The sequence below is a fragment of the Gimesia aquarii genome (assembly GCF_007748175.1).
GTDB lineage: Bacteria > Planctomycetota > Planctomycetia > Planctomycetales > Planctomycetaceae > Gimesia > Gimesia aquarii_A.
Genome location: NZ_CP037422.1, coordinates 2285055 through 2304677, shown reverse-complemented (window position 1 = coordinate 2304677; position 19623 = coordinate 2285055). Strand labels below are relative to the sequence as shown.

At 43.6% G+C, this 19623-nt stretch carries 19 protein-coding genes; 13 read left to right on the top strand and 6 right to left on the bottom strand.

The window, feature by feature from the left end; genetic code table 11:
• Window positions 1-206: 206 nt before the first annotated feature.
• From pnpS to V202x_RS09095, 8 genes are all read left to right on the top strand, one after another.
• Window positions 207-1985 (top strand): two-component system histidine kinase PnpS, encoded by a 1779-nt coding sequence (gene pnpS, locus V202x_RS09130; protein WP_197993305.1) that lies wholly within the window; start codon window positions 207-209, stop codon window positions 1983-1985.
• Between the two features lie 253 nt (window positions 1986-2238).
• A complete protein-coding gene (locus tag V202x_RS09125; protein WP_145173321.1) occupies window positions 2239-3246 on the top strand; it encodes a PstS family phosphate ABC transporter substrate-binding protein in 1008 nt (335 codons plus the stop codon).
• Entirely contained in the window at window positions 3243-4238 is a 996-nt protein-coding gene (pstC, locus tag V202x_RS09120) for a phosphate ABC transporter permease subunit PstC (RefSeq protein WP_232098920.1), read from the top strand. Before V202x_RS09125 ends, pstC begins: the two co-directional genes overlap by 4 nt.
• Complete coding sequence (pstA, locus tag V202x_RS09115; RefSeq protein WP_145173318.1) at window positions 4235-5113, top strand: phosphate ABC transporter permease PstA; 879 nt, start codon at window positions 4235-4237, stop codon at window positions 5111-5113. The genes pstC and pstA overlap by 4 nt, the downstream gene beginning before the upstream one ends.
• Before the next feature lie 206 nt (window positions 5114-5319).
• On the top strand, window positions 5320-6102 hold the full coding sequence (gene pstB / locus V202x_RS09110) for a phosphate ABC transporter ATP-binding protein PstB (protein WP_144991149.1): 783 nt from the start codon (window positions 5320-5322) through the stop codon (window positions 6100-6102).
• Between the two features lie 3 nt (window positions 6103-6105).
• Complete coding sequence (gene phoU / locus V202x_RS09105) at window positions 6106-6777, top strand: phosphate signaling complex protein PhoU (RefSeq protein WP_144989479.1); 672 nt, start codon at window positions 6106-6108, stop codon at window positions 6775-6777.
• Between the two features lie 35 nt (window positions 6778-6812).
• Window positions 6813-7526 (top strand): response regulator, encoded by a 714-nt coding sequence (locus tag V202x_RS09100; RefSeq protein ID WP_145173316.1) that lies wholly within the window; start codon window positions 6813-6815, stop codon window positions 7524-7526.
• A 387-nt stretch (window positions 7527-7913) separates the two neighbouring features.
• On the top strand, window positions 7914-8201 hold the full coding sequence (locus V202x_RS09095) for a (2Fe-2S)-binding protein (RefSeq protein WP_145173313.1): 288 nt from the start codon (window positions 7914-7916) through the stop codon (window positions 8199-8201).
• Window positions 8202-8207: 6 nt separating this feature from the next.
• Here V202x_RS09095 and bfr read toward each other — a convergent pair whose 3' ends face one another.
• From bfr to V202x_RS09080, 3 genes are all read right to left on the bottom strand, one after another.
• Complete coding sequence (gene bfr, locus V202x_RS09090) at window positions 8208-8678, bottom strand: bacterioferritin (RefSeq protein WP_144989473.1); 471 nt, start codon at window positions 8676-8678, stop codon at window positions 8208-8210.
• Between the two features lie 229 nt (window positions 8679-8907).
• Entirely contained in the window at window positions 8908-9666 is a 759-nt protein-coding gene (locus V202x_RS09085; protein WP_232098919.1) for a DUF1080 domain-containing protein, read from the bottom strand.
• A gap of 307 nt (window positions 9667-9973) precedes the next feature.
• Window positions 9974-10198, bottom strand: a complete 225-nt coding sequence (locus V202x_RS09080) for a hypothetical protein (protein ID WP_145173310.1) — start codon at window positions 10196-10198, stop codon at window positions 9974-9976.
• Between the two features lie 643 nt (window positions 10199-10841).
• Here V202x_RS09080 and V202x_RS09075 point away from each other — a divergent pair.
• Window positions 10842-11039, top strand: a complete 198-nt coding sequence (locus tag V202x_RS09075) for a cold-shock protein (RefSeq protein ID WP_144989469.1) — start codon at window positions 10842-10844, stop codon at window positions 11037-11039.
• A gap of 10 nt (window positions 11040-11049) precedes the next feature.
• On the opposite strand, the gene V202x_RS09070 is transcribed toward V202x_RS09075, so the two are convergent.
• A complete protein-coding gene (locus V202x_RS09070; RefSeq protein ID WP_145173307.1) occupies window positions 11050-11922 on the bottom strand; it encodes a fumarylacetoacetate hydrolase family protein in 873 nt (290 codons plus the stop codon).
• Window positions 11923-12209: 287 nt separating this feature from the next.
• Between V202x_RS09070 and purM the strand changes: the two genes are divergently transcribed.
• From purM to V202x_RS09055, 3 genes are all read left to right on the top strand, one after another.
• Window positions 12210-13286: a phosphoribosylformylglycinamidine cyclo-ligase gene (purM, locus tag V202x_RS09065; RefSeq protein ID WP_145173304.1), complete on the top strand. Its 1077-nt coding sequence runs from the start codon at window positions 12210-12212 to the stop codon at window positions 13284-13286.
• A gap of 473 nt (window positions 13287-13759) precedes the next feature.
• Complete coding sequence (locus V202x_RS09060) at window positions 13760-14278, top strand: PAS domain-containing protein (RefSeq protein ID WP_145173301.1); 519 nt, start codon at window positions 13760-13762, stop codon at window positions 14276-14278.
• Window positions 14279-14378: 100 nt separating this feature from the next.
• On the top strand, window positions 14379-15623 hold the full coding sequence (locus V202x_RS09055) for a methyl-accepting chemotaxis protein (protein ID WP_145173298.1): 1245 nt from the start codon (window positions 14379-14381) through the stop codon (window positions 15621-15623).
• Between the two features lie 9 nt (window positions 15624-15632).
• Here the strand turns inward: V202x_RS09055 and V202x_RS09050 are convergent, their stop codons facing one another.
• Together V202x_RS09050 and V202x_RS09045 are read right to left on the bottom strand one after the other, a co-directional pair.
• Window positions 15633-16865 (bottom strand): acyltransferase family protein, encoded by a 1233-nt coding sequence (locus V202x_RS09050; RefSeq protein WP_145173294.1) that lies wholly within the window; start codon window positions 16863-16865, stop codon window positions 15633-15635.
• A gap of 204 nt (window positions 16866-17069) precedes the next feature.
• Window positions 17070-18239, bottom strand: a complete 1170-nt coding sequence (locus tag V202x_RS09045) for a XylR family transcriptional regulator (protein WP_145173291.1) — start codon at window positions 18237-18239, stop codon at window positions 17070-17072.
• 262 nt (window positions 18240-18501) lie between these two features.
• Between V202x_RS09045 and V202x_RS09040 the strand changes: the two genes are divergently transcribed.
• Complete coding sequence (locus tag V202x_RS09040; protein WP_145173288.1) at window positions 18502-19617, top strand: Gfo/Idh/MocA family protein; 1116 nt, start codon at window positions 18502-18504, stop codon at window positions 19615-19617.
• The last annotated feature ends 6 nt before the right edge of the window (window positions 19618-19623 follow it).

Genomic DNA, 19623 nt, shown 5'->3' with positions numbered 1-19623 from the left:
ATTGCGACATGGTTTATTCAATCAAATATTGAAGTTGTGAGGTAAATGTTATTTGTAAATAAGGTGTAAGCAGTCTGAGAGGCATTCGATTTCTTTTCTGTTCTCATGAACTCTTGATGAAAATGAGGGGCAGCCCTTGCAGATTAACCAGGGTCAGGTTCAAAATAGGCGAATTCTTTTTTGTTTTCATCAGGGTGGATGTAACGATGTGGTCTTCGCGATTGTTCTGGAAGCTGTTTCTGGTTTATGCCGGTTTAAATATTGCGTCTGCGATCGTGTTTGCTTTGATTGTTTCCGGGCGTCAGCAAACTCAGGTTGATGAGCAGGTTCGACAACGCCTGCATGATTCAGCTGTCATTATGGGGAGCAGCTTGGAGGGTGTTTTCCAACAGGGGCCTACGGAAAGTCTGCAAAAAAAAGTCAAAAAACTTGGGAAGGAGACAGGGACGCGGCTGACTTTGATTGATATGGATGGTGTTGTCATTGCCGACTCTGACCAGGATACCTTGAAGTTGGTTCAAGACATGGAAAATCACAAAAACCGCGTTGAAATTATTCAGGCGATTTCTACCGGCTCTGGTAGTTCTAAACGAATGAGTCCGACTTTGAGTGAGCCGATGCTGTATTATGCTGTTCTATTTAAAGAAGAGGAGCAGCCCGAAGGTGTGGTGCGCGTTGCGATTACGATGGCGAAAATCCAGGAAGAAGTTTCTGCCGTTGAAAAGCTGATTTGGGGCATTGCTTTAGTAGTCAGTTTTACGGTGATGCTACTGACTTACTGGGTTGTAGCGCGAATGATTCGACCTTTGACCATTTTGACAAACGCTGCCGAATCGATTGCCGGGGGAGAATATGATCAAAAGCTCTATTTTCCACAACATGATGAACTGGGGATTCTGGCGCAGTCTTTCAATCATATGAGCCAGGAGATGGCAGAACGAGTGAGACAGCTGCAGGCGAGTGGGGACCGTTTGGGAACTGTGCTGGAAGGTATGGTAGAGGGAGTGATCGCGATCAATGAACGTCAGCATGTATTATTTGCGAACGAATCTGCCGGTCGACTTCTGTTTTTCTCTCCAGAAGAGGCTGAGGGAAAGCCATTATTTGAATCGGTTCGCAATCATCAACTGCAAAAAGCGGTGACGGAAGTACTGAATACTTTAGAACCTCAACGCATGGAAGTCGAACTGGAGAGTACCAGTGATCGAATTTTAGGGGTGACGACGACACCTTTGCCGGGAGAACCTTGTCCTGGCTTAGTCATTGTATTGTTCGATATGACCGAGCTACGGAGGTTGGAGTCATTAAGACAAGAGTTTGTGGCGAATGTCTCGCATGAATTGAAAACTCCCTTAAGCTCCATCAAAGCCTATACGGAAACGCTTATTCGAGGGGCGAAGGACGATCCGGAAATCAGTCAGACATTTTTAATGCGAATTGAAGAACAGGCTGAGCGTCTACATGAATTAATCATGGACCTGATTAGCTTAGCGAGTATTGAATCAGGAAATCAGGTCTTTGACATTGTTGACATCGAATTAAGGCCCTTTGTTGAAATATGCCTCGTTGACCAGCAGAAAGTTGCCGAAGCTAAAAACATCGAATTGATAGTCGAAGAAAAAGAGCATGGCATTAAAGTGAAAGCGGATGAAGAAGGCTTGCATCAAATTTTAGGCAACTTGATTAATAATGCGATTAAATACACTCCCGATCAGGGGCGGATTACGATTCGCTGGGAATGGGATGATCCCAATATGGTACTTCTGGAAGTGGAAGACACAGGAATCGGGATTGAGGAAAAACACCAGGCGCGACTGTTCGAACGGTTCTTCCGCGTTGATAAAGCTCGTTCGCGTGAACTTGGTGGAACCGGGCTCGGGCTTTCCATTGTTAAGCATCTGGTTCAGTCCTTCAATGGTACTATTGGCGTGACCAGTAAAGTTGGTGAAGGCACCACCTTTACCGTTCGGCTTCCCAGAGGCTAAAAACAGTGTGTTTTGTTTTAAGTTGTTATTTATAAAAGGCTTACGATGTTTTTGGTCTTTGATTCAATGTTCCAAAAAGATTAAGCACTTCATCGTTTCTTAATATTGTCTTAATAATTAATGGGTATGGTAGCCAGCATCTGAAAAAGGTGTTTTGGCATTGGGTCGCTCTGATCTGGTTTCTTAAAAGCCCTCAATCAACTCAAATTTCAAACTTGTTTATTAACGTACCAAATTGGGAGAGACACGCGAAATGATCACAACAAATATAGGGAAAGTATTGGGACTGCTCTGCTTGGCGGTTAGTGTTTCCCTGGTTGGGGCTGGCTGTAATGGGAAAAGTGAGACTGGAACTGAGCCCGCTGCAAAAAAAGCAGGTACAGAAACTGAGCCTGCCGGTGGTACAGGTGAAGCACTCTCTGGTAGTGTAAAAATTGACGGTTCCAGTACTGTGTACCCTATTAGTGAAGCGGTCGCTGAAGAGTTCCGTAATGTGCATCCCAAAGTGCGTCCGATTGTTGGTATTTCGGGTACCGGTGGCGGGATGAAAAAGTTTATTGCCGGCGAAATCGACATCTGTGATGCCTCACGTGGAATGAAAGAGAAAGAAGCTGCCGCCTGTAAAGAAAAAGGGATTGAATTTATAGAACTCTCTGTTGCATTCGATGGTTTGGCTGTGATTGCAAATCCTAAAAATACCTGGTGTGACTGTTTAACAGTTGGTCAACTTAAAGAATTATGGCGACCTGAAAGTGGAGTAAAGCAGTGGAAAGACCTTGATCCCAAATGGCCTGCAAAAGAGATCAAGTTATATGGACCAGGTACTGATTCCGGAACTTTTGATTACTTTACAGAAGCAATCGTAGGCGAAGAAAAAGCGAGTCGTGCAGATTATACCGCTAGCGAAGATGATAACGTCCTGGTGACTGGAGTTCAGTCAGATGAAAATGCTCTAGGTTATTTTGGATACGCTTATTACGAAGAGAACAAAGACAAGCTGAAATTATTAGCCGTGGATGGTGGAAAAGGTTGCACAAAGCCCTCTTTGGAAACTGTGCGTGATAACTCTTACGCTCCTCTTTCTCGCCCTTTGTTTATCTATGTTCGAAAGTCTGCTTTAGAACGACCTGAAGTTGTAGCTTTCGTGAAATTTTATCTTGAAAACGCAGCGCAACTTGCCAAAGAAGTAGGTTATGTACCTGTGTCTGATGAAGTTGAAAAACAGAACCAGGATGCCCTTAAGGGAGCATTGTCTAAGTGACAGAAAAACGTTCCAACGAAGAACAACCAATAGAGATGGAACTCAGCGAGGTAGCTGCAATCAAGCTACCTCGCTCTACTTCTTTAGAAAGCGCTGGCGGTTTATGGGGTCGCCTGCGTCCTTTCTATGAAGGTTTCATTCATTTCAGCCTATTTGTTTGCGCCAGTGTCTCTGTGCTGGTGACCGTAGGTATTGTAGTTGTCTTATTATATGAATCGGTTCAATTTTTCTTTGATGTGTCGATTATTGAATTTTTGACTGGAACGAAATGGACGCCTCTCTTAAAGCCCCAACATTTTGGAATTTTACCTTTATTGTGTGGGACGATGTTGGTTGCCGGTGGAGCAGCAATTGTTGCTGTACCGATTGGCTTGGGAACCGCCATCTATCTCAGTGAATATGCGTCTCCCCGTTTTCGTGATATCGTCAAGCCACTTTTAGAAGTTCTCGCAGGTATTCCTTCTGTTGTTTACGGATATTTGGCGATTGTCTTTGTTTCACCAATCATACGCTACTTGTTTCCCAGTGCCGGGGTCTTTAATGCTGCTAGCGCCTGTATTGTTGTGGGTATAATGATTTTGCCTATGATCATTTCTCTAAGTGAAGATATTTTGCAGTCCGTTCCCTTATCGCTGCGAGGTGCTGCATTTGCTTTGGGGGCTAACAAGTTTGAAGTGACTGTGCGTGTGGTTGTTCCTGCTGCTTTATCTGGAATCATTGCCAGTTTTCTATTAGCAATTTCACGTGCGATTGGAGAAACAATGGCTGTGACTCTGGCTGCCGGAGCAACTCCTAAACTGACGTTAAACCCTTTGGAAAGTATTCAGACGATGACTGCTTATATCGTACAAGTCAGTCTGGGAGATACCCCTACGGGAACGGTTGAATATCGGACCATTTTTGCCGTGGGGTTAATGTTGTTTATCACCACAATGACGATGAATATTATGGCTCAATACATTCTCTCCCGTGTAGGGGAAAAATACGAATGAGTACAAAACTGGATATCTACACAACCAAACGTCGTGGCCGGATCGCTAACTTTTTATTCACTTCGATCTGCTTTCTGGCAACGATTACCTGTGTGCTCATGTTGTTGGTATTGATATGGAATATCATTATCCAGGGGAAGGGTTGGTTGAGCTGGGACTTTATCGAACGGCTTCCTTCCCGTTTTCCTCAGAAAGCGGGGATTAAGACTGCTTTATATGGAAGTATCTGGCTGATCAGCCTGACTGCTTTGTTTTCTGTTCCTCTGGGAGTGGGGGCAGCAGTTTATCTTGAAGAATATGCACCCAAAAGTCGCTGGCGCAAATTAATTCAATTGAATATTTCTAATCTGGCAGGTGTGCCTTCTATTGTCTATGGAATTCTCGGGCTGGGTTTGTTTGTACGGGCCCTGGCTTTTGAACGGAGTATTCTCTCTGGGGCGTTGACTCTGACACTGGTTGTTCTACCGATTATCATTATGGCTTCTCAGGAAGCACTAAGGGCAGTACCAGATTCAATTCGTCGCTCTGCTTATGCTTTAGGGGCCACACGTTGGCAAACAGTCTGGTATCAGGTTTTACCGGCTTCTCTACCGGGAATTATGACCGGCGTCATTTTGTCACTTTCCCGTGCCTTAGGAGAGGCGGCACCTTTACTTATAGTAGGGGCGGCGGCTTACGTGCCATTCGTACCTGAAAAACTTTCAGATGAATTTACAGCGCTACCGATACAAATATTCAATTGGTCTGCACGGCCACAAGAAGATTTTCATCACCTTGCTGCTGCAGGGATTTTGGTGCTTCTCATAGTATTAGTCAGCATGAATGCTGTGGCAATTTTTGTCCGCCACAAATATGGGAAAAAGATTCGCTGGTAATGCTTTGAGTTTTTAATAGTAGTAATAAATTCGAAAAATGTTCGACATATATTTGATGACAAACATCTATAATTGGACTCAGCAAGGATTTTCAATCCATGGCTTCTACACCTTCGGTTAAAAAAATTATGCAACCATCCGAAAAGGCGACATCTGGTTATTCCTCGGCTCCAATGGTCCGTCCTTCAATACCAGAAGGAAAGAGTATGCGGACTGCCGATGAATTAGCGCAGGCTACTGAAAAAATCAGTGTGCGCGATTTATCATTTTATTACTCGGACAACCGTGCTTTAACAGATATTTCGCTTTCCATTCCTGAACGTTGTGTTACCGCATTTATTGGTCCTTCTGGTTGCGGTAAGTCAACATTTTTGCGATGTCTCAATCGTATGAATGATATGATTGAAGGAACACGGGTCGAGGGAAAAATATTGTTGGAAGGGCAGGATATTTACTCATCCAAAACTGATATTGTTACTCTGCGAAAGCGAATTGGAATGGTGTTTCAGAAGTCAACGCCGTTTCCCAAGTCGATCTTTGATAATGTTTCCTTCGGGCCTAAAATTGCGGGTATCAAGAAAAAGAAAGATTTATACGAAATTGTAGAACGGTCATTACAGCGGTCGGCCCTCTGGGACGAAGTGAAAGACCGTTTAAGTGAATCAGCTCTGAATTTATCTGGTGGACAACAGCAGCGATTATGTATTGCTCGTGCTTTAGCGAATGATCCAGACATCCTGTTAATGGATGAGCCGGCATCTGCTTTAGATCCTGCTTCCACAGCTCGCATTGAAGATTTGATTTTTGAGCTGAAAGAACAATATACCATTGTAATTGTGACGCATAATATGCAACAGGCAGCACGGGTTTCAGATCAGGCTGCGTTTTTCTATCAAGGTTTGTTGGTGGAATCTGGAGCGACGGAAGAGCTTTTTACAAATCCCAAAAAGCAGCAAACCGAAGACTATATTACTGGCAGGTTTGGATAAACCATGACGAAACACTTACAGCGTGACATGGAATCGCTTGAAAGGGAGATTATTACCCAATCTTCGCTTGTGGAAGAAATGATCTCTAAGGCAAGCCGCGCACTATTTGAGGTACAAGTTGATCTGGCGAATGAAGTCATTGAAAAAGAGCATGCCATCAACGAAAGTGAAGTCAAAATTGAAGAGGACTGCTTGAAAATATTGGCGCTGCATCAACCTGTGGCTGTCGATTTGCGCGAAACAGCTACTGTGCTTAAAATTAACAATGATCTGGAGCGGATCGCAGACTTAGCTGTGAATATTGCAGAACGTACTATCGGGCTCTCGCATTATCCAAATTTTCGCATTCCTCCTGCACTTGAGCCAATGACAAAAGTGACCGTTTCCATGCTTCGTGATGCAATTGATGCGTTTATCGATTTTGATACAGATAAAGCACGCGATGTTTGTAAACGAGATGATATCGTTGATGAGTATAATCGGGAAATTATCAATGAGATTTATGTGTTGATGCAATCCGATTCTGAAATCATCAAGCCAGCATTACATTTTTTCTCTTCAGCTCGCCACATCGAACGTATTGCCGACCATACTACTAATATTGCCGAAGATGTGATTTATTTAACGGAAGGCGAAATTATTCGTCATCGTCACAAAGAAACATTTTCTACCTGATTCGTTTTAACTTATAAGTGGTGAAACAAAAAGATATGTCAAAGAAACGCATACTTGTAATTGAAGATGATCGTTCTCTCTCTGAAGTTCTCGCATATAACCTGCGACAGGAGAAATATGATGCTGTTGTTGCCTTGGATGGAATGGATGGGCTTCGACAGGCACAACTCAAAACGCCGGATTTGATTATCTTGGACTTGATGCTTCCGCAAATGGATGGTTTGGAAGTTTGTCGTAGATTACGTTCTGACCCAGTGACCAGTAATGTGTTGATTCTCATGCTAACTGCAAAGTCAGAAGAAACGGATCAGGTTGTTGGTTTTACACTGGGGGCAGATGACTATGTTCCCAAGCCATTCAGCGTAAAGATTCTGCTGGAGCGAATTAAAGCTTTGCTCAGGCGTCGCGAAAGCAATGGAGAAGCATCTGATACGATTGTGAGCCAAGGTGTCATGATTGATCGGCGACGGCATCGAGTCATGATTGACGACGCACCGATTTCTCTGACGCGGAGTGAATTTGAATTACTGGAAGCACTCGTCAGGCAACCAGGGCGTGTTTTCTCACGAGCTGAGTTAATTGACGCAGCCTTAGGTGATGATGCGTTGGTTTTGGAACGGACAATCGATGTTCATATCCGCGCATTGCGTCAAAAATTGGATAAACATTCCGAACTCATCGAGACCGTCCGTGGCGTAGGCTACCGATTCCGAGATCCTGATACGGCTTTCAAAAAGCAGACAACATAAGACCGGCTTTCAAGCTTCAGCATGCTTTATGGACCGACTGGATTCGGCTGTGGGCTCTAATTTGTGTTCCTAAACGGTTTGCGTGATTTTTCCGTATTTGCCATGTCTGCCTTTTCTTTTGATAGGTACTTTTTGTGCGCTGTTTCAGGTGGTAAAACCCTCCTTAGAGAAAAAATCTTCTTTGACTATAGTTGACAGCTTTGCAAAAACCGATATACTAATTTTAGTTGAGACTGAGTCTCATACTCTACTTGCCACAAGGTCAAACCTAAAAACAGGGTTATAGAGTCACCTGCCTACATAACCCTTTGGTAACCAAGAGATAAACCTAAAATCAAAAAAGCGTTTGTTACACAAAGTGCCACAAACGCCTGGGTATTAAGTGATATGTCAATCGTTACAGAGAGCAAGTTCAAACAATCTTCAGTAGAACAGATCAAGGAATCTGTACCGCGCCAGCGATTACTCTGTCATTGCCTCAAAGTTACACATGAAGTTGTCCGTCAATGTATCACTGATACGAGTGCGGAATCTGTGCATGAGGTGATGCGTGGCTGTGGTGCAGGAAAAGGCTGCACTGCCTGTCATTGCCGGATTAAAGACTTGCTTGCTGGATCATGCGATGATTGCGGCCAATCTAAACGACGCTGCCTCTGCACCGTTCAGGCTGGTTAATCTCACTTATTCTCTGATCTGCTCTGCAAGGTAGTTCTGAAGCCCGACCTGCTTGATCAATTCAAGCTGTGACTCACACCAGTCAATGCTTTCTTCAGATTCAACAACCATCTGATCCATCAATTCACGGCTGCCAGCATCTTTTTCCTGGTGGCAAAGCTCGATAGCTTCGTTATAGGTGGCAACGCCTTTTGTTTCCAGTTCCAGGCTGTTTTGAATTTGTTCTTCCACATTTTGCCCTACGCGGATCACATCGTAACGTGCTATTTCAGGAACGCCATCCAAATAAAGAATTCTGTCAATGACTTGATCGGCGTGTTTCATTTCTTCAATTGATTCATCATAGAAATGCTTGGCCAACTTGTCGAAGCCCCAGTCTTTACACATCTTTGATGAGATAAAATACAAATTGATTGCTGTCAATTCGATAGTTAATCCACTGTTTAAGGCATCGATGATTTTCTGGCTACCCTTCATTGGTACTACTTTCTTTCGTTTTTTTGTAATGCTGGTATTTATATTTCAAAGGCTCGAGCAGAATTGATTCTTTTTGCTGACCTGAAATAGTATTCGTAAATCAGCATGCTTCTTCCAGACTGAAGTTGATCAAAATCAGCTATTTCTGAGTATTGAAACGAGATCTCCACTCTATTCACCAATTAGGCAGTTCTTAACTGATACCGATTCTCAATCGCAGGCAGAATGGTTATGGCTTGAGCTTTAATAGTTCTACTTTGCGAAATTCAATTGGGTGGCTTTCGGACTGAAGCGAAATCGTTCCTTTTTCCAGCATGATTGGTGCCCCATTCTGAATGAGCTTTTGGGCATCTGCATCTTTTTTGTCTAACTGAGGCTTCGTGTATGAAAGCACAGTTTTGCCATTCACCCGATGATTAATGATTTCATTTCCGCGCACTTCGACTTCCACTGTGACCCATTGATCCCCGTGGTAGGTTTGAGAATGAGAGCTCGTACAATGTGGTTTAAACAACTTGTCGTTCATTACAACGTGCGTACCTGGAGTGCACAGATTAGCCGTCGGCCGTTTTCCAGTCCCTTTGCCTCCGAGTAATTGAACTTCAATGGAAACGGGGAAACGCTGGTCTTTGGTCATGGTTTCTGGTGTCTGTCCATGAACCATGATCCCGCTATTACGAAATGCCCAGCCAGGTCCACCTTTGGATTGCTCTCCTGTGAAACGATATTCAACACGGATGATATAATGAGAAAATGGATCTTTGTAAAAAAGATGGCCAAATTTTTCTGCGAACTCATCATATTGATCATAGGAGACTTTCAGTAAGCCATCTTCCACACGAAACGTATGCCCGAAGTTTTCATTCAAATCATAGCCGCGAATCTTCACATTCCAGCCATCAAGATTTTTCCCATTGAATAACGGAATCCATTCTTCCTGTGTCTTCGTTTCTTCTGCTGGTATGGTTGTCGGAAGGCAAGTGCTCAAACATAAACACCAACAAAATATAAGAAAGGATAATGATTTCACGAATGGTTTCCTTTAACATCAAAGATGGATTTCAGGGGTGAAAGATAATTTCACAGAAAGGGAAGAACATCGTAATGCCCACAGGGTTCTAATGCACATTATAATCCGTAGCCTGGGAAATAGCACGGTTTTGTGAGCGAACTTTCTGGAATTCGATGGGAAGCACTATCGCGTGGATTATTAATCTAACAAAAAACGCCCGTTTTCAGAAACGGGCGTTTTTAAGTGAATTTTCTTTGTCACCAGATCACTGGTGACTGGAAGCTTAGCTACCAGATTCTTCTTTTTTAGGCTCTTCACCACCTTCTGGTACTTCAGCTCCAGCACCACCGGTTGTTGAGCCAGCTTCTGCAGGGGCATCTGCGGCGGGCGTATCAGCTGCAGGTTTGTCAGCTGTGTTAGAAGCAGGTTTGCCGCATCCGACGGCCCATGCTGAAATACTTACAGTAACGAGCACGGCGCAAAGCCGACCCCATTTTGTGAAAGACATTGTATTGTCCCTTCTGAATTGTTGTTAAAAAACTAAGTCAAGCGTTTCCTGCTTTTAAAAACAGGCAAAGGTCTAGAAGCATTAAAAAATGAGACTCACCAGATTTCAAGAGTCATAAAGTATTTAAAGTCAGAATTCATTTTGAAAATAGTAAACGAATGGGCTTTTTCACTTTAACATGAGTGATTTCACTACATGTTTTCTTATGATTATGGGAAATAAGTGGTTTAAGGTGTTTAAATTGGCTAAAAAAATAGTTGATCGTGGAGTGCCAAAAAGTATAGTAAAGATCAAGCATAAATCTCTAAAAACAAGAGATTTATGGAAGAATTAATGTAGACGGGATATTTAGAATTCTCAAAATTTTTATGAGAAACTTCCATATAACAGTTTGCTAATTCGATTCGGGTTTGTCACACTAATTTCAGATTGAGGAATTTTGCTTTTTCAAAATATTCTTTTTGTTGAGCCAGTTCGTTATCCCAATCATTTTCATTATTCTTGTGTTCTAATACGCTATGCGTATTTTTTAGTGTGTCATCATTTGAATTTCTAACTGAATTCAAGTGATGATCAGTTACAGAGTGACAATAAACTCCGTTTTATTGTCGAGAGACTTTTAAGATTAGAGGATGGGCTTCACATGGCCACAGGAACAATCAAAAAAATTACTGAAAAAGGGTTTGGTTTCATTAACGATGGCCAGCAGGACATCTTTTTTCATCTTTCATCACTGGATGGTGTCACATTCGATCAGCTCGTAGAAGGTCAAACTGTTGAGTTTGAAACTGAAAAGAGCGATCGCGGTTTGCGTGCAGTTCGAGTATCTACTTCCGAGTAGGCATTACATTTCAATTCCACGTCTCAACGGGATTGTGTAATATTCCTAGCCCCGGTATTTCAATAACGGCTTGGTCTCCAGGCTGAAGGTATACAGGGGGCTTACGGGCCATTCCAACTCCAGGAGGCGTACCGGTGAAGATAATATCGCCCGGTTCGAGTGTCAGGAACTGAGACACGAATTGGATTACCTCTTCCACGGTAAAGATAAATTTATCGGTATTGGAGTTTTGCATTACCTCTCCATTAAGTGTCAATTTAATGGGGAGACTGTTTGCATTTTGGATTTCATCTGCCGTTACGAGGTAAGGGCCAGTCGGGGCAAATGTGTCTGCTGTTTTTCCCAACAGCCACTGTCCGCCCGGTCGTCCTATTTGCCAGTCGCGCGCTGAAACATCATGGCCGTTCATATAGCCGGCGATGTATTGTGACGCATCCGTCTTACTCACATTACGGCACGTTTTACCTATCACAACTACGAGTTCCGCTTCATAATCGACCTCTTTGGCAATTTCTGGAATACGAATTGGCTGGTGAGGTCCGATGACTGAACTGGAAAATTTGCTGAAACAAACTGGTTCATCAGGAAATGGCATTCCGGTTTCTTCTGCATGGTCCCGATAGTTTAAACCAATGCAAAGTACTTTTCCTGGACTCGGAATTGGTGCCAGTAGGGTCCCTGAGATCTGTTTTCGGGCCTGTTCAGCCTGTAACGCCGCTTGTCTGGCACGATCCAATCCATCTTCTAGTGAGAGTATTCCTTTAAGAGAACGCGGGAGACTTTCATCAATGGCACGAATATCAAAGAACATCAGTTCGTTGGCGCGGTCCATTACCGAAACGACAGTTACCCCTTGTTCCGTTTGTAGAGTTGCCAACTTCATGCAGGCTTTCTCCTCATATCAATCATATGCGTGAAACACAATTAGACTCGGTTGGATTGCAGAAATCTTATTCTGAGAACCTCAATCCAAGTAGTGAACGTCAGGATCATATCAAAGAGTTTTAGAAGAATCTGCATCAGAAAAGGTTTTCCCTGTCTGGCTATCAAATAACTGATAGGTAAGATTTTCATCTGATCTATGGATTGCTATGCTGGAGGAAATCAAATGCCTCTGCTGGAAAGGGGTGAAGTTTAAAAACATTTCCTGGTTCATTTCTGGATGACATCATGACTAAAGCGACTTATAAAGATGCTGGCGTTGACCTGGATCTCTATCAGAAAGCAATGTCTTCCATTCATCCAATGCTTGCCAAGACACATCTAGCACAAAAATCGCGTGTGATGGATTTGCCCGGTGGATTTGCAGGCTTGTTTCGTCTGAATAATCCGGAATCAGGAAAGGCGGGACGCAATTATCAAGATCCTGTCTTAGTGTCTGGAACAGATGGTGTTGGAACGAAAATCAAAGTTGCACTTGAAGCGGAAATTTATAATACCATTGGCATCGATCTGGTTGCAATGTGCGTGAATGATTGTCTCTGTCTGGGGGCAGAGCCTTTGTTTTTCCTGGATTATATTGCACTCGGCAAAGATGATCCTGAACGACTGGTCGAGTTGATGGATGGTGTTACTAAAGGATGCGTTCTTTCCAAAGCAGCCCTGTTAGGTGGCGAAACTGCGATCATGCCTGATTTGTATGATGATGGCGATTTTGATATGGCCGGTTTTTGTGTAGGAGTAGTTGAACGCAACCTGATACTGGATGGCCATGCGATTCAAGCGGGAGACGTAGTGCTTGGTCTGGAATCGAGTGGCTTTCACTCAAATGGTTATAGCCTGATTCGCAAAGTCGTGTTTGAGATAGCAGATATGGGGATCAATGATCCGATTGAAGAGCTGAATCAACGCACTGTCGCTAACTTGTTGTTGGAGCCGACACGCATTTATGTCTCCGCCATCGATTCGGTGGCTCAAGATTATCCGGATCAGATTGTCTTCAGTGGTTTAGCACACATCACTGGTGGAGGGTTGGTAGAAAATGTCGAACGCATTTTACCAGCAAATCGACGAGTCGAGATGAAAAAGTCGGCTTGGGAAGTACCAGATTCTTTCAAGTGGCTGCAATCTTTAGGCGGCATTGATGAAGAAGAAATGTTCCGGGTTTTTAATATGGGTATTGGTATGGTCGCCATCGTGCGTGCAGAACATGCCAAGGCTGTCCAAGAAAAGTTGCAGGCCAGTCAATTCCCGGTGCACGTGCTAGGTAAAGTGACTGAAGGCGAAAAAGTAGTGACACTCGTCTGATCTCAGATTCTTTTTAGAGTTACAATCTAGTCTTGCGCTCTCTATGTTTTTAAAGGACTTACTGATGTGCGGTGCGGTAAACTCAACTTTGCATCTTTTGTTCAATTGTGTGAGCACAGAACAAGCCGGGCCTCTGAATTCATGATCTGCGGTCAAACGAGTGATATCACTTAAGTCGTGATTCGTGCAGATTGATCTGAATTTAATTGTGGTTAAAGATTCTCTGTTTTATTTGCTAAACTGGTCTTCTTTTCAGATATTCTGATCTATAAATCAGCCTAAACCTTAAAAGTAGGTTTTTTAAATATAAATCACGCAGAATATATTCTTTTTTATTGTTCTAAAACCTTGTTCTGGTTCGAAAATGAATAATGACTCCGGTGTCCGATATGTGGACATTCGGACAAATCTTTGGTTGATGTTATGTTCTTCTGACTCAGTCAATTCTGAATTTCAATCAGGAATCGAGATAAATGGAACGCCCTGCCCCTACAGGTTTTGAGAGGACTTTTGCAGACGACGATATCATTGTCAGCAAAACAGATCTGAAAGGCCTCATAACCTACGCGAATCACACTTTTATGGAGGTCTCGGGTTACACAGAAGCGGAGTTACTGGGAAAACCTCATAACCTGATTCGGCATCCTGATATGCCCCGCTGTGTGTTTAAGTTACTTTGGGACACACTTGAAGCAGGAAATGAAATCTTTGCCTACGTCATTAATCTTTGTAAAAACGGAGATCACTATTGGGTACTCGCGCATGTGACACCCAGCTTTGACGGCTTGGGAAACATCATTGGTTACCATTCCAGCCGTCGCGTTCCTGAGTCTGCGGCCATTTCAAAAGTCAAAACTCTTTATCAATCTCTCAAACACATTGAAGATTCTGCATCGAATTGGCGTGTTGGTATGCAGAATGCAACGGACTCTTTGCTTGCTCAATTAGAAGAGGCAGGAATTGAATACGATGAATATCTCTTCGCACTTTGAGAATATGTTATTTTAATCAGTTCAAGTGAGGCAGTTGAACCGAATTGCTATGGTGATGAACAAAACAGATCAATTCTGTTTGATTTAACAGAGGTGACAGATGTTAAAACTGGATACTCCAGAACTGAATTCCGATGCCGGTAATATGGCACTATCCGTCTCGGGGGATGAGAGAGCAGAACTGGAACAATACAGACACTGGATTAAAAATTTAGCGGATGTCTGTGAATCTGCTTCGCAGGGAAATTTGGAAGCACGTTTGTTACATGTTGATGTTGATGGTGATTTAGAGCGCGCAATCCGTTCTATCAATGGGTTGCTCGATTACACCGATGCATTTGTAAGAGAATCAAAAGCATCTCTCACAGCATCTGCGAATGGTAAATTTTTCCGCAAAGTCCTTTTGAAAGGTATGCGGGGAAGTTTCAAACAGGCCTCAGAGGTGATTAACTCTGCAGGTGATAAAATGAAGCATCAGGCAGATGAGATCGAGCAGGCTGGTGTCAGGCGACTGGAGATGGCAGACGCGTTTGAGAAGGAAGTTCAAGGGATATCGACGATTGTTTCAGCCGCAGCAACACAATTACATGCGACCGTTCAATCATTGAAAGAGGTCACGGAAAGAGCGAGCCAGGAAACAACAGATGCAGTAGAATCTGTAAATCAAACCAGCCAAAATGTCAATGTCGTCGCAGAATCTACCGTCCAGTTGAATCACTCGATTCAAGAGATTGATTCTAGAGTCAAAGAATCGACAGAAGTAGTGCAACAAGCGGTCAACGAAAGTGAGCATGCGAAAGAGTTCATGTCGGGTTTGGTGGAAGCAACCGGTGGCATTGGCTCAGCGGCAAAAATGATCGCTGATATTGCCAAACAGACTAACTTATTGGCGTTGAATGCCACCATTGAAGCAGCACGTGCAGGCGAAGCGGGCGCTGGTTTTGCTGTTGTAGCATCGGAGGTCAAAGTCCTGGCTCAAGATACTGCAAAAGCAACCGATCATATCACAGATCAGATTCGTCATATTCAGGGAATTGTTGATGACGCGGTTTCGAATATTTCGACTGTCAGTAGCACAATTCGAAAAGTAGATGAAATCAGTGACTCAATTTCCACTTCGATTTCAGAGCAAAGTCAAGTTATTTCTACAATTCATCAAAACGTAGAAAATGCTGCAGAGAAGACGGCTCAAACAACTGATAGTATCCAGAATGTTTCAGCAACTGCAGACGAAACAAGCCATTCGACTCGAGATCTATTGTGTGCGGCCAACGATATTTCACAACAGTCCGAAAGCTTAAACAGCGCAGTCAATCAATTTCTGGCCACCATTCGTTCTAACTGAGAGAAACTTTCATAGTTTCAAATGGATTTCGTTTTTCTCCAGATGACGAACGATAAGCCAGGTGATCCAGAAGAACAGAACAAAACTGCCCCAGGCGTACCAGGCAGGAGAGTCTTTCGTAGCGAATGGTTTGACCGCTTCCATTACAAGATCATGCAGAATGTAAGCGACTAATGCATTGGTGCCTAGTGTTCTGAATAGAGACAATTCCCAGCCTCGCCGATCACAGGCCAGATGGAACAGCAGATACACAAACAATGACAAACCCGCTGCAAAGAACAGATATGAGAGCGTACCCGCGCGCTGACTCATCATCCAGTAGTTCCACTTTCTCTGCTCCTGTCCGGGTGGTTTGACGAAGGGAGGCTCAGCCAGATAAGCAGTGATTGGATTTCCTTGTTTGGCTTTGAATTGCGCTTTGTCTGGAACTACTGGGTGTGTTGCCAGCTTCTGCTTTTGAAAAACAGGGTTTGCTTGTTCTGCCAGGGGAACATCATAGAAACGGGTACCGCACGAGATGATCCAGCCCAATAGCATTAACACGATTGACCAGAACAAAATTGGTTTCACGCGCGGCAAATCTTTGGCTTCAACAACCCAGTCGCACGCTAATGTACCAATGATTGCTGGGATGGTCCAGGTTAGAAAACCTAGTGGTCCCCCATCGATTCCGTTTGGTGGAGAATTAACCCACGTGAAGTAGAAGTAATAGGAAAGGACGAGATGTGCCGCTGCAGAGAAGATCATGTATGCGATTCTGACGGATGCCCGCGCTCGAATGACAGGCACGATCCAGAGTGAGGTTACTGCGATATGCATCAGCGTTTGAAACCAGGTTCGCTTCAAGGGGCCTGCGATTGCGCCCCAGATTCCGATTGATTGCAGCTCGGTCCAAGTTTTGGCAATGGGAGAGACTCGGTAAATAATCAGTGATACCAATACCAGCCCGAGTAATCGCCTTACAACCCGCATATATGCAGAGAATGATCCTTCTGTTCTCACACGTCTCCCGAATGTCAGTCGAAACGCAAAGCCGACTGCAAACAGGAAGTGAGGCATAATTGTGTCAGCATAGCTGCAGTATGTGTTGTGGTGTTTCAATACAACCGGACAAACAACAAAAAATCCCATATAGTTCACCAGGAACATACCGGCAATCGTGTAGCCGCGAAACTGATCCAATGAAATGATACGCTTGTTTGCACTAGAAGACGCCGTATGGGTAGAGGCTGTGTTCGCCATACTTTTTGAACTTTTTCAGATGAGTTAAAGGAAAAAGTGAAGGAGGTATTGTTAGTCTCTGTTAATTAATATACGAGTTGATGCTGGAAATGAAACGTGACTGCGTGAATTCTGTTAAATATTCAATGTATTTCAAAGAGCAACTGATCAAGTTTCGATGTTTGTTATGAATCGAATGGTCAACCTGTGATCTGATTTGACGGTTCAATGATTCTTTTCTTGTGTTTTCTGATTACGACGATACATTCCTGGAGTGATGTCCGTCTGTTTTTTAAATGCCACATTCAGATACTCGGGATGTTGAAACCCAGTTCTTTCTGCGATTTTGATCAATGACAAATCAGTCTCTTCTAAAAGTTGTTTGACTCGGTCGAGTCTAATACGCATGATTTCTTCGTGAGGTGATCGACCAATTATTTTTTGAAAGCGGCTTTCCAGTACACGGCGGGAAAGAGGAATTGATTTAAGAACATCTTGCACATTGATACCATCACAAGCATGATGACGAATGAACCGGACGGCATCGGAAATAAACTTATCATCAATGGCTTGAATATCTGTAGATTGTCGCGTCGCAATGCCTAGTGGTTTAATCAAATGTGCTTCTGAAGAAACGATATGGCCGGAAATCATCTGATCCAGTAAGGCTGCAGCTTCATAGCCAGTTTGATGTGTATTCGGAATGATACTGGAAAGCGGAGGCTCTGAAAGGTTACAGAGAATCTCATCATTATCCACGCCAAGGATAGCAACTTCTTCAGGTACAGAAACATTGATCGTGCGACACACATCGAGTAGCTGTTGCGCTTTGATATCGTAACATGCCATCACCCCCACTGGTTTGGGGAGTTGAAGAATCCATTCAGAGAGCCGCTGCTGTTCTCGCTCCCAGGGAATCGCTTTTTGGCGTCTTGTTGACTGAGGATAGACGTGGCAGTCAAAACCTGCATTATTGATCGATTGGTGAAAATGTTCTTCCCGCCAGCAAGACCAGTTGAAACGGTGGTCGCCACAATAGGCATAGTGTTGAAAGCCCCGTTCGATCAAATGTTGAGCAGCCAGAGTCGCAATTGCATGATCATCAGTTTCAACCCAGGGAAGTGAAGGTGCCAAACGGGCAGCGCTCACATCGACAGCGGGCACGCTACTTTTGACAACTGCATCAGCAATTTTACTATTTTCAATCCTGGCAATAATCCCATCACCGTGCCAATTGTTGAGCCAGTTCGCGGGAACGTTACCTCTTCCATGCTCAGGAAGGTAAATCGACCAGGGTTGATGTTCATGGATGTAAGACATAATCCCACGTAATAACCCCCGAGCATAAGAATTCGAAGATTCAATCAGTAAGGCAATTGAGGGGCGTTGTTTCATTTTCTACCAGCGGCAAAAGTTTATTTACGTAAATGTAATATTATTAAGGTGTTTAAGCAGCTCACTCAAGTAGAATCGCTTAATCATACTGTAAATATAGAATATTATGAGTTTTTGTCTGGTGAAATATCACAATTTATTATGCGCAAGATTACATGGTACCTGGTTGGCTACCTTTTAAAATAGATTGTTACTTATTCATTGTGTTGGGCCATCAGATAGCAGCAAACATTGGGGAAACTAGCAGCGTAGAAGGAATGTCATGAGTCAGAAGAAAATCAATATCGCAATTGTAGGCCTTGGTTTTGGCGCGGAATTTATCCCAATCTACCAGGCACATCCTAACGCAAATATGTATGCTATTTGTCAACGGTCAGAAGAACATTTGAACGAGATTGGTGATCGCTTTGAGATTGAGAAGCGTTATACCTCTTATGATGAATTGCTGGCTGACCCAGATGTAGATGCCGTTCATATCAACACACCAATTCCCGACCATGCGCCACAGTCAATCAAAGCGTTGAAAGCTGATAAGCATGTTGCATGCACAGTGCCTATGGCGACCACAGTTGCTGAGTGCGAGCAAATTGTTAACACAGTGAATGAAACAGGCCTAAAATATATGATGATGGAAACGGTGGTTTACAGCCGAGAGTTTCTATTCATCAAGGAGATGTATGACAAAGGTGAGTTGGGCAAGATTCAATACATGCAGGCCAGTCATCCACAAGATATGGAGGGGTGGCCCGAATATTGGGAACGGATGATTCCCATGCATTATGCCACACATGTGGTGAGTCCTGTGTTGGGAATGGTCAATGGTCGCGCCGAGTATGTAAGCTGTTTCGGTTCGGGAACTGTGAATGATGATATTGCTGAGAAGTCGGGTAACCGATTTGCCGTTGAGACGTGTCATATTAAAATCAAAGATTCCGACATCGCAGCCCATATCTGGCGATTCTTGTTTGATACGGCACGTCAATATCGTGAATCTGTTGACGTGTATGGTACAAAAAAGTCATTTGAATGGCCTTTAATTGAGGGAGAAAATCCGGTCTTACATACGGCGAAGCAGCCGGAACCAGAAATTCCCGAGCGTGTAGAAGTGCCCGATTACGCGCATCTGTTACCGGAGGAAATTCAAGTATTTACCCGTGCGATTCATGATGAGGAGCATCTTTCATTCTTACAGGGAGCAGGTCATGGTGGTTCGCATCCACATCTGGTAAATGCGTTTCTTAAATCCTTGGTTGAAGATTGTGAACCCTGGCCGAATGCACCGCTGTCTGCAAACTGGACCAGTGTTGGCATTTTAGCGCATGAATCAGCGTTGGAGGGAGGCGAAATCAAAAAACTGCCTGCCTTCACTTTAGAATAGACCAGT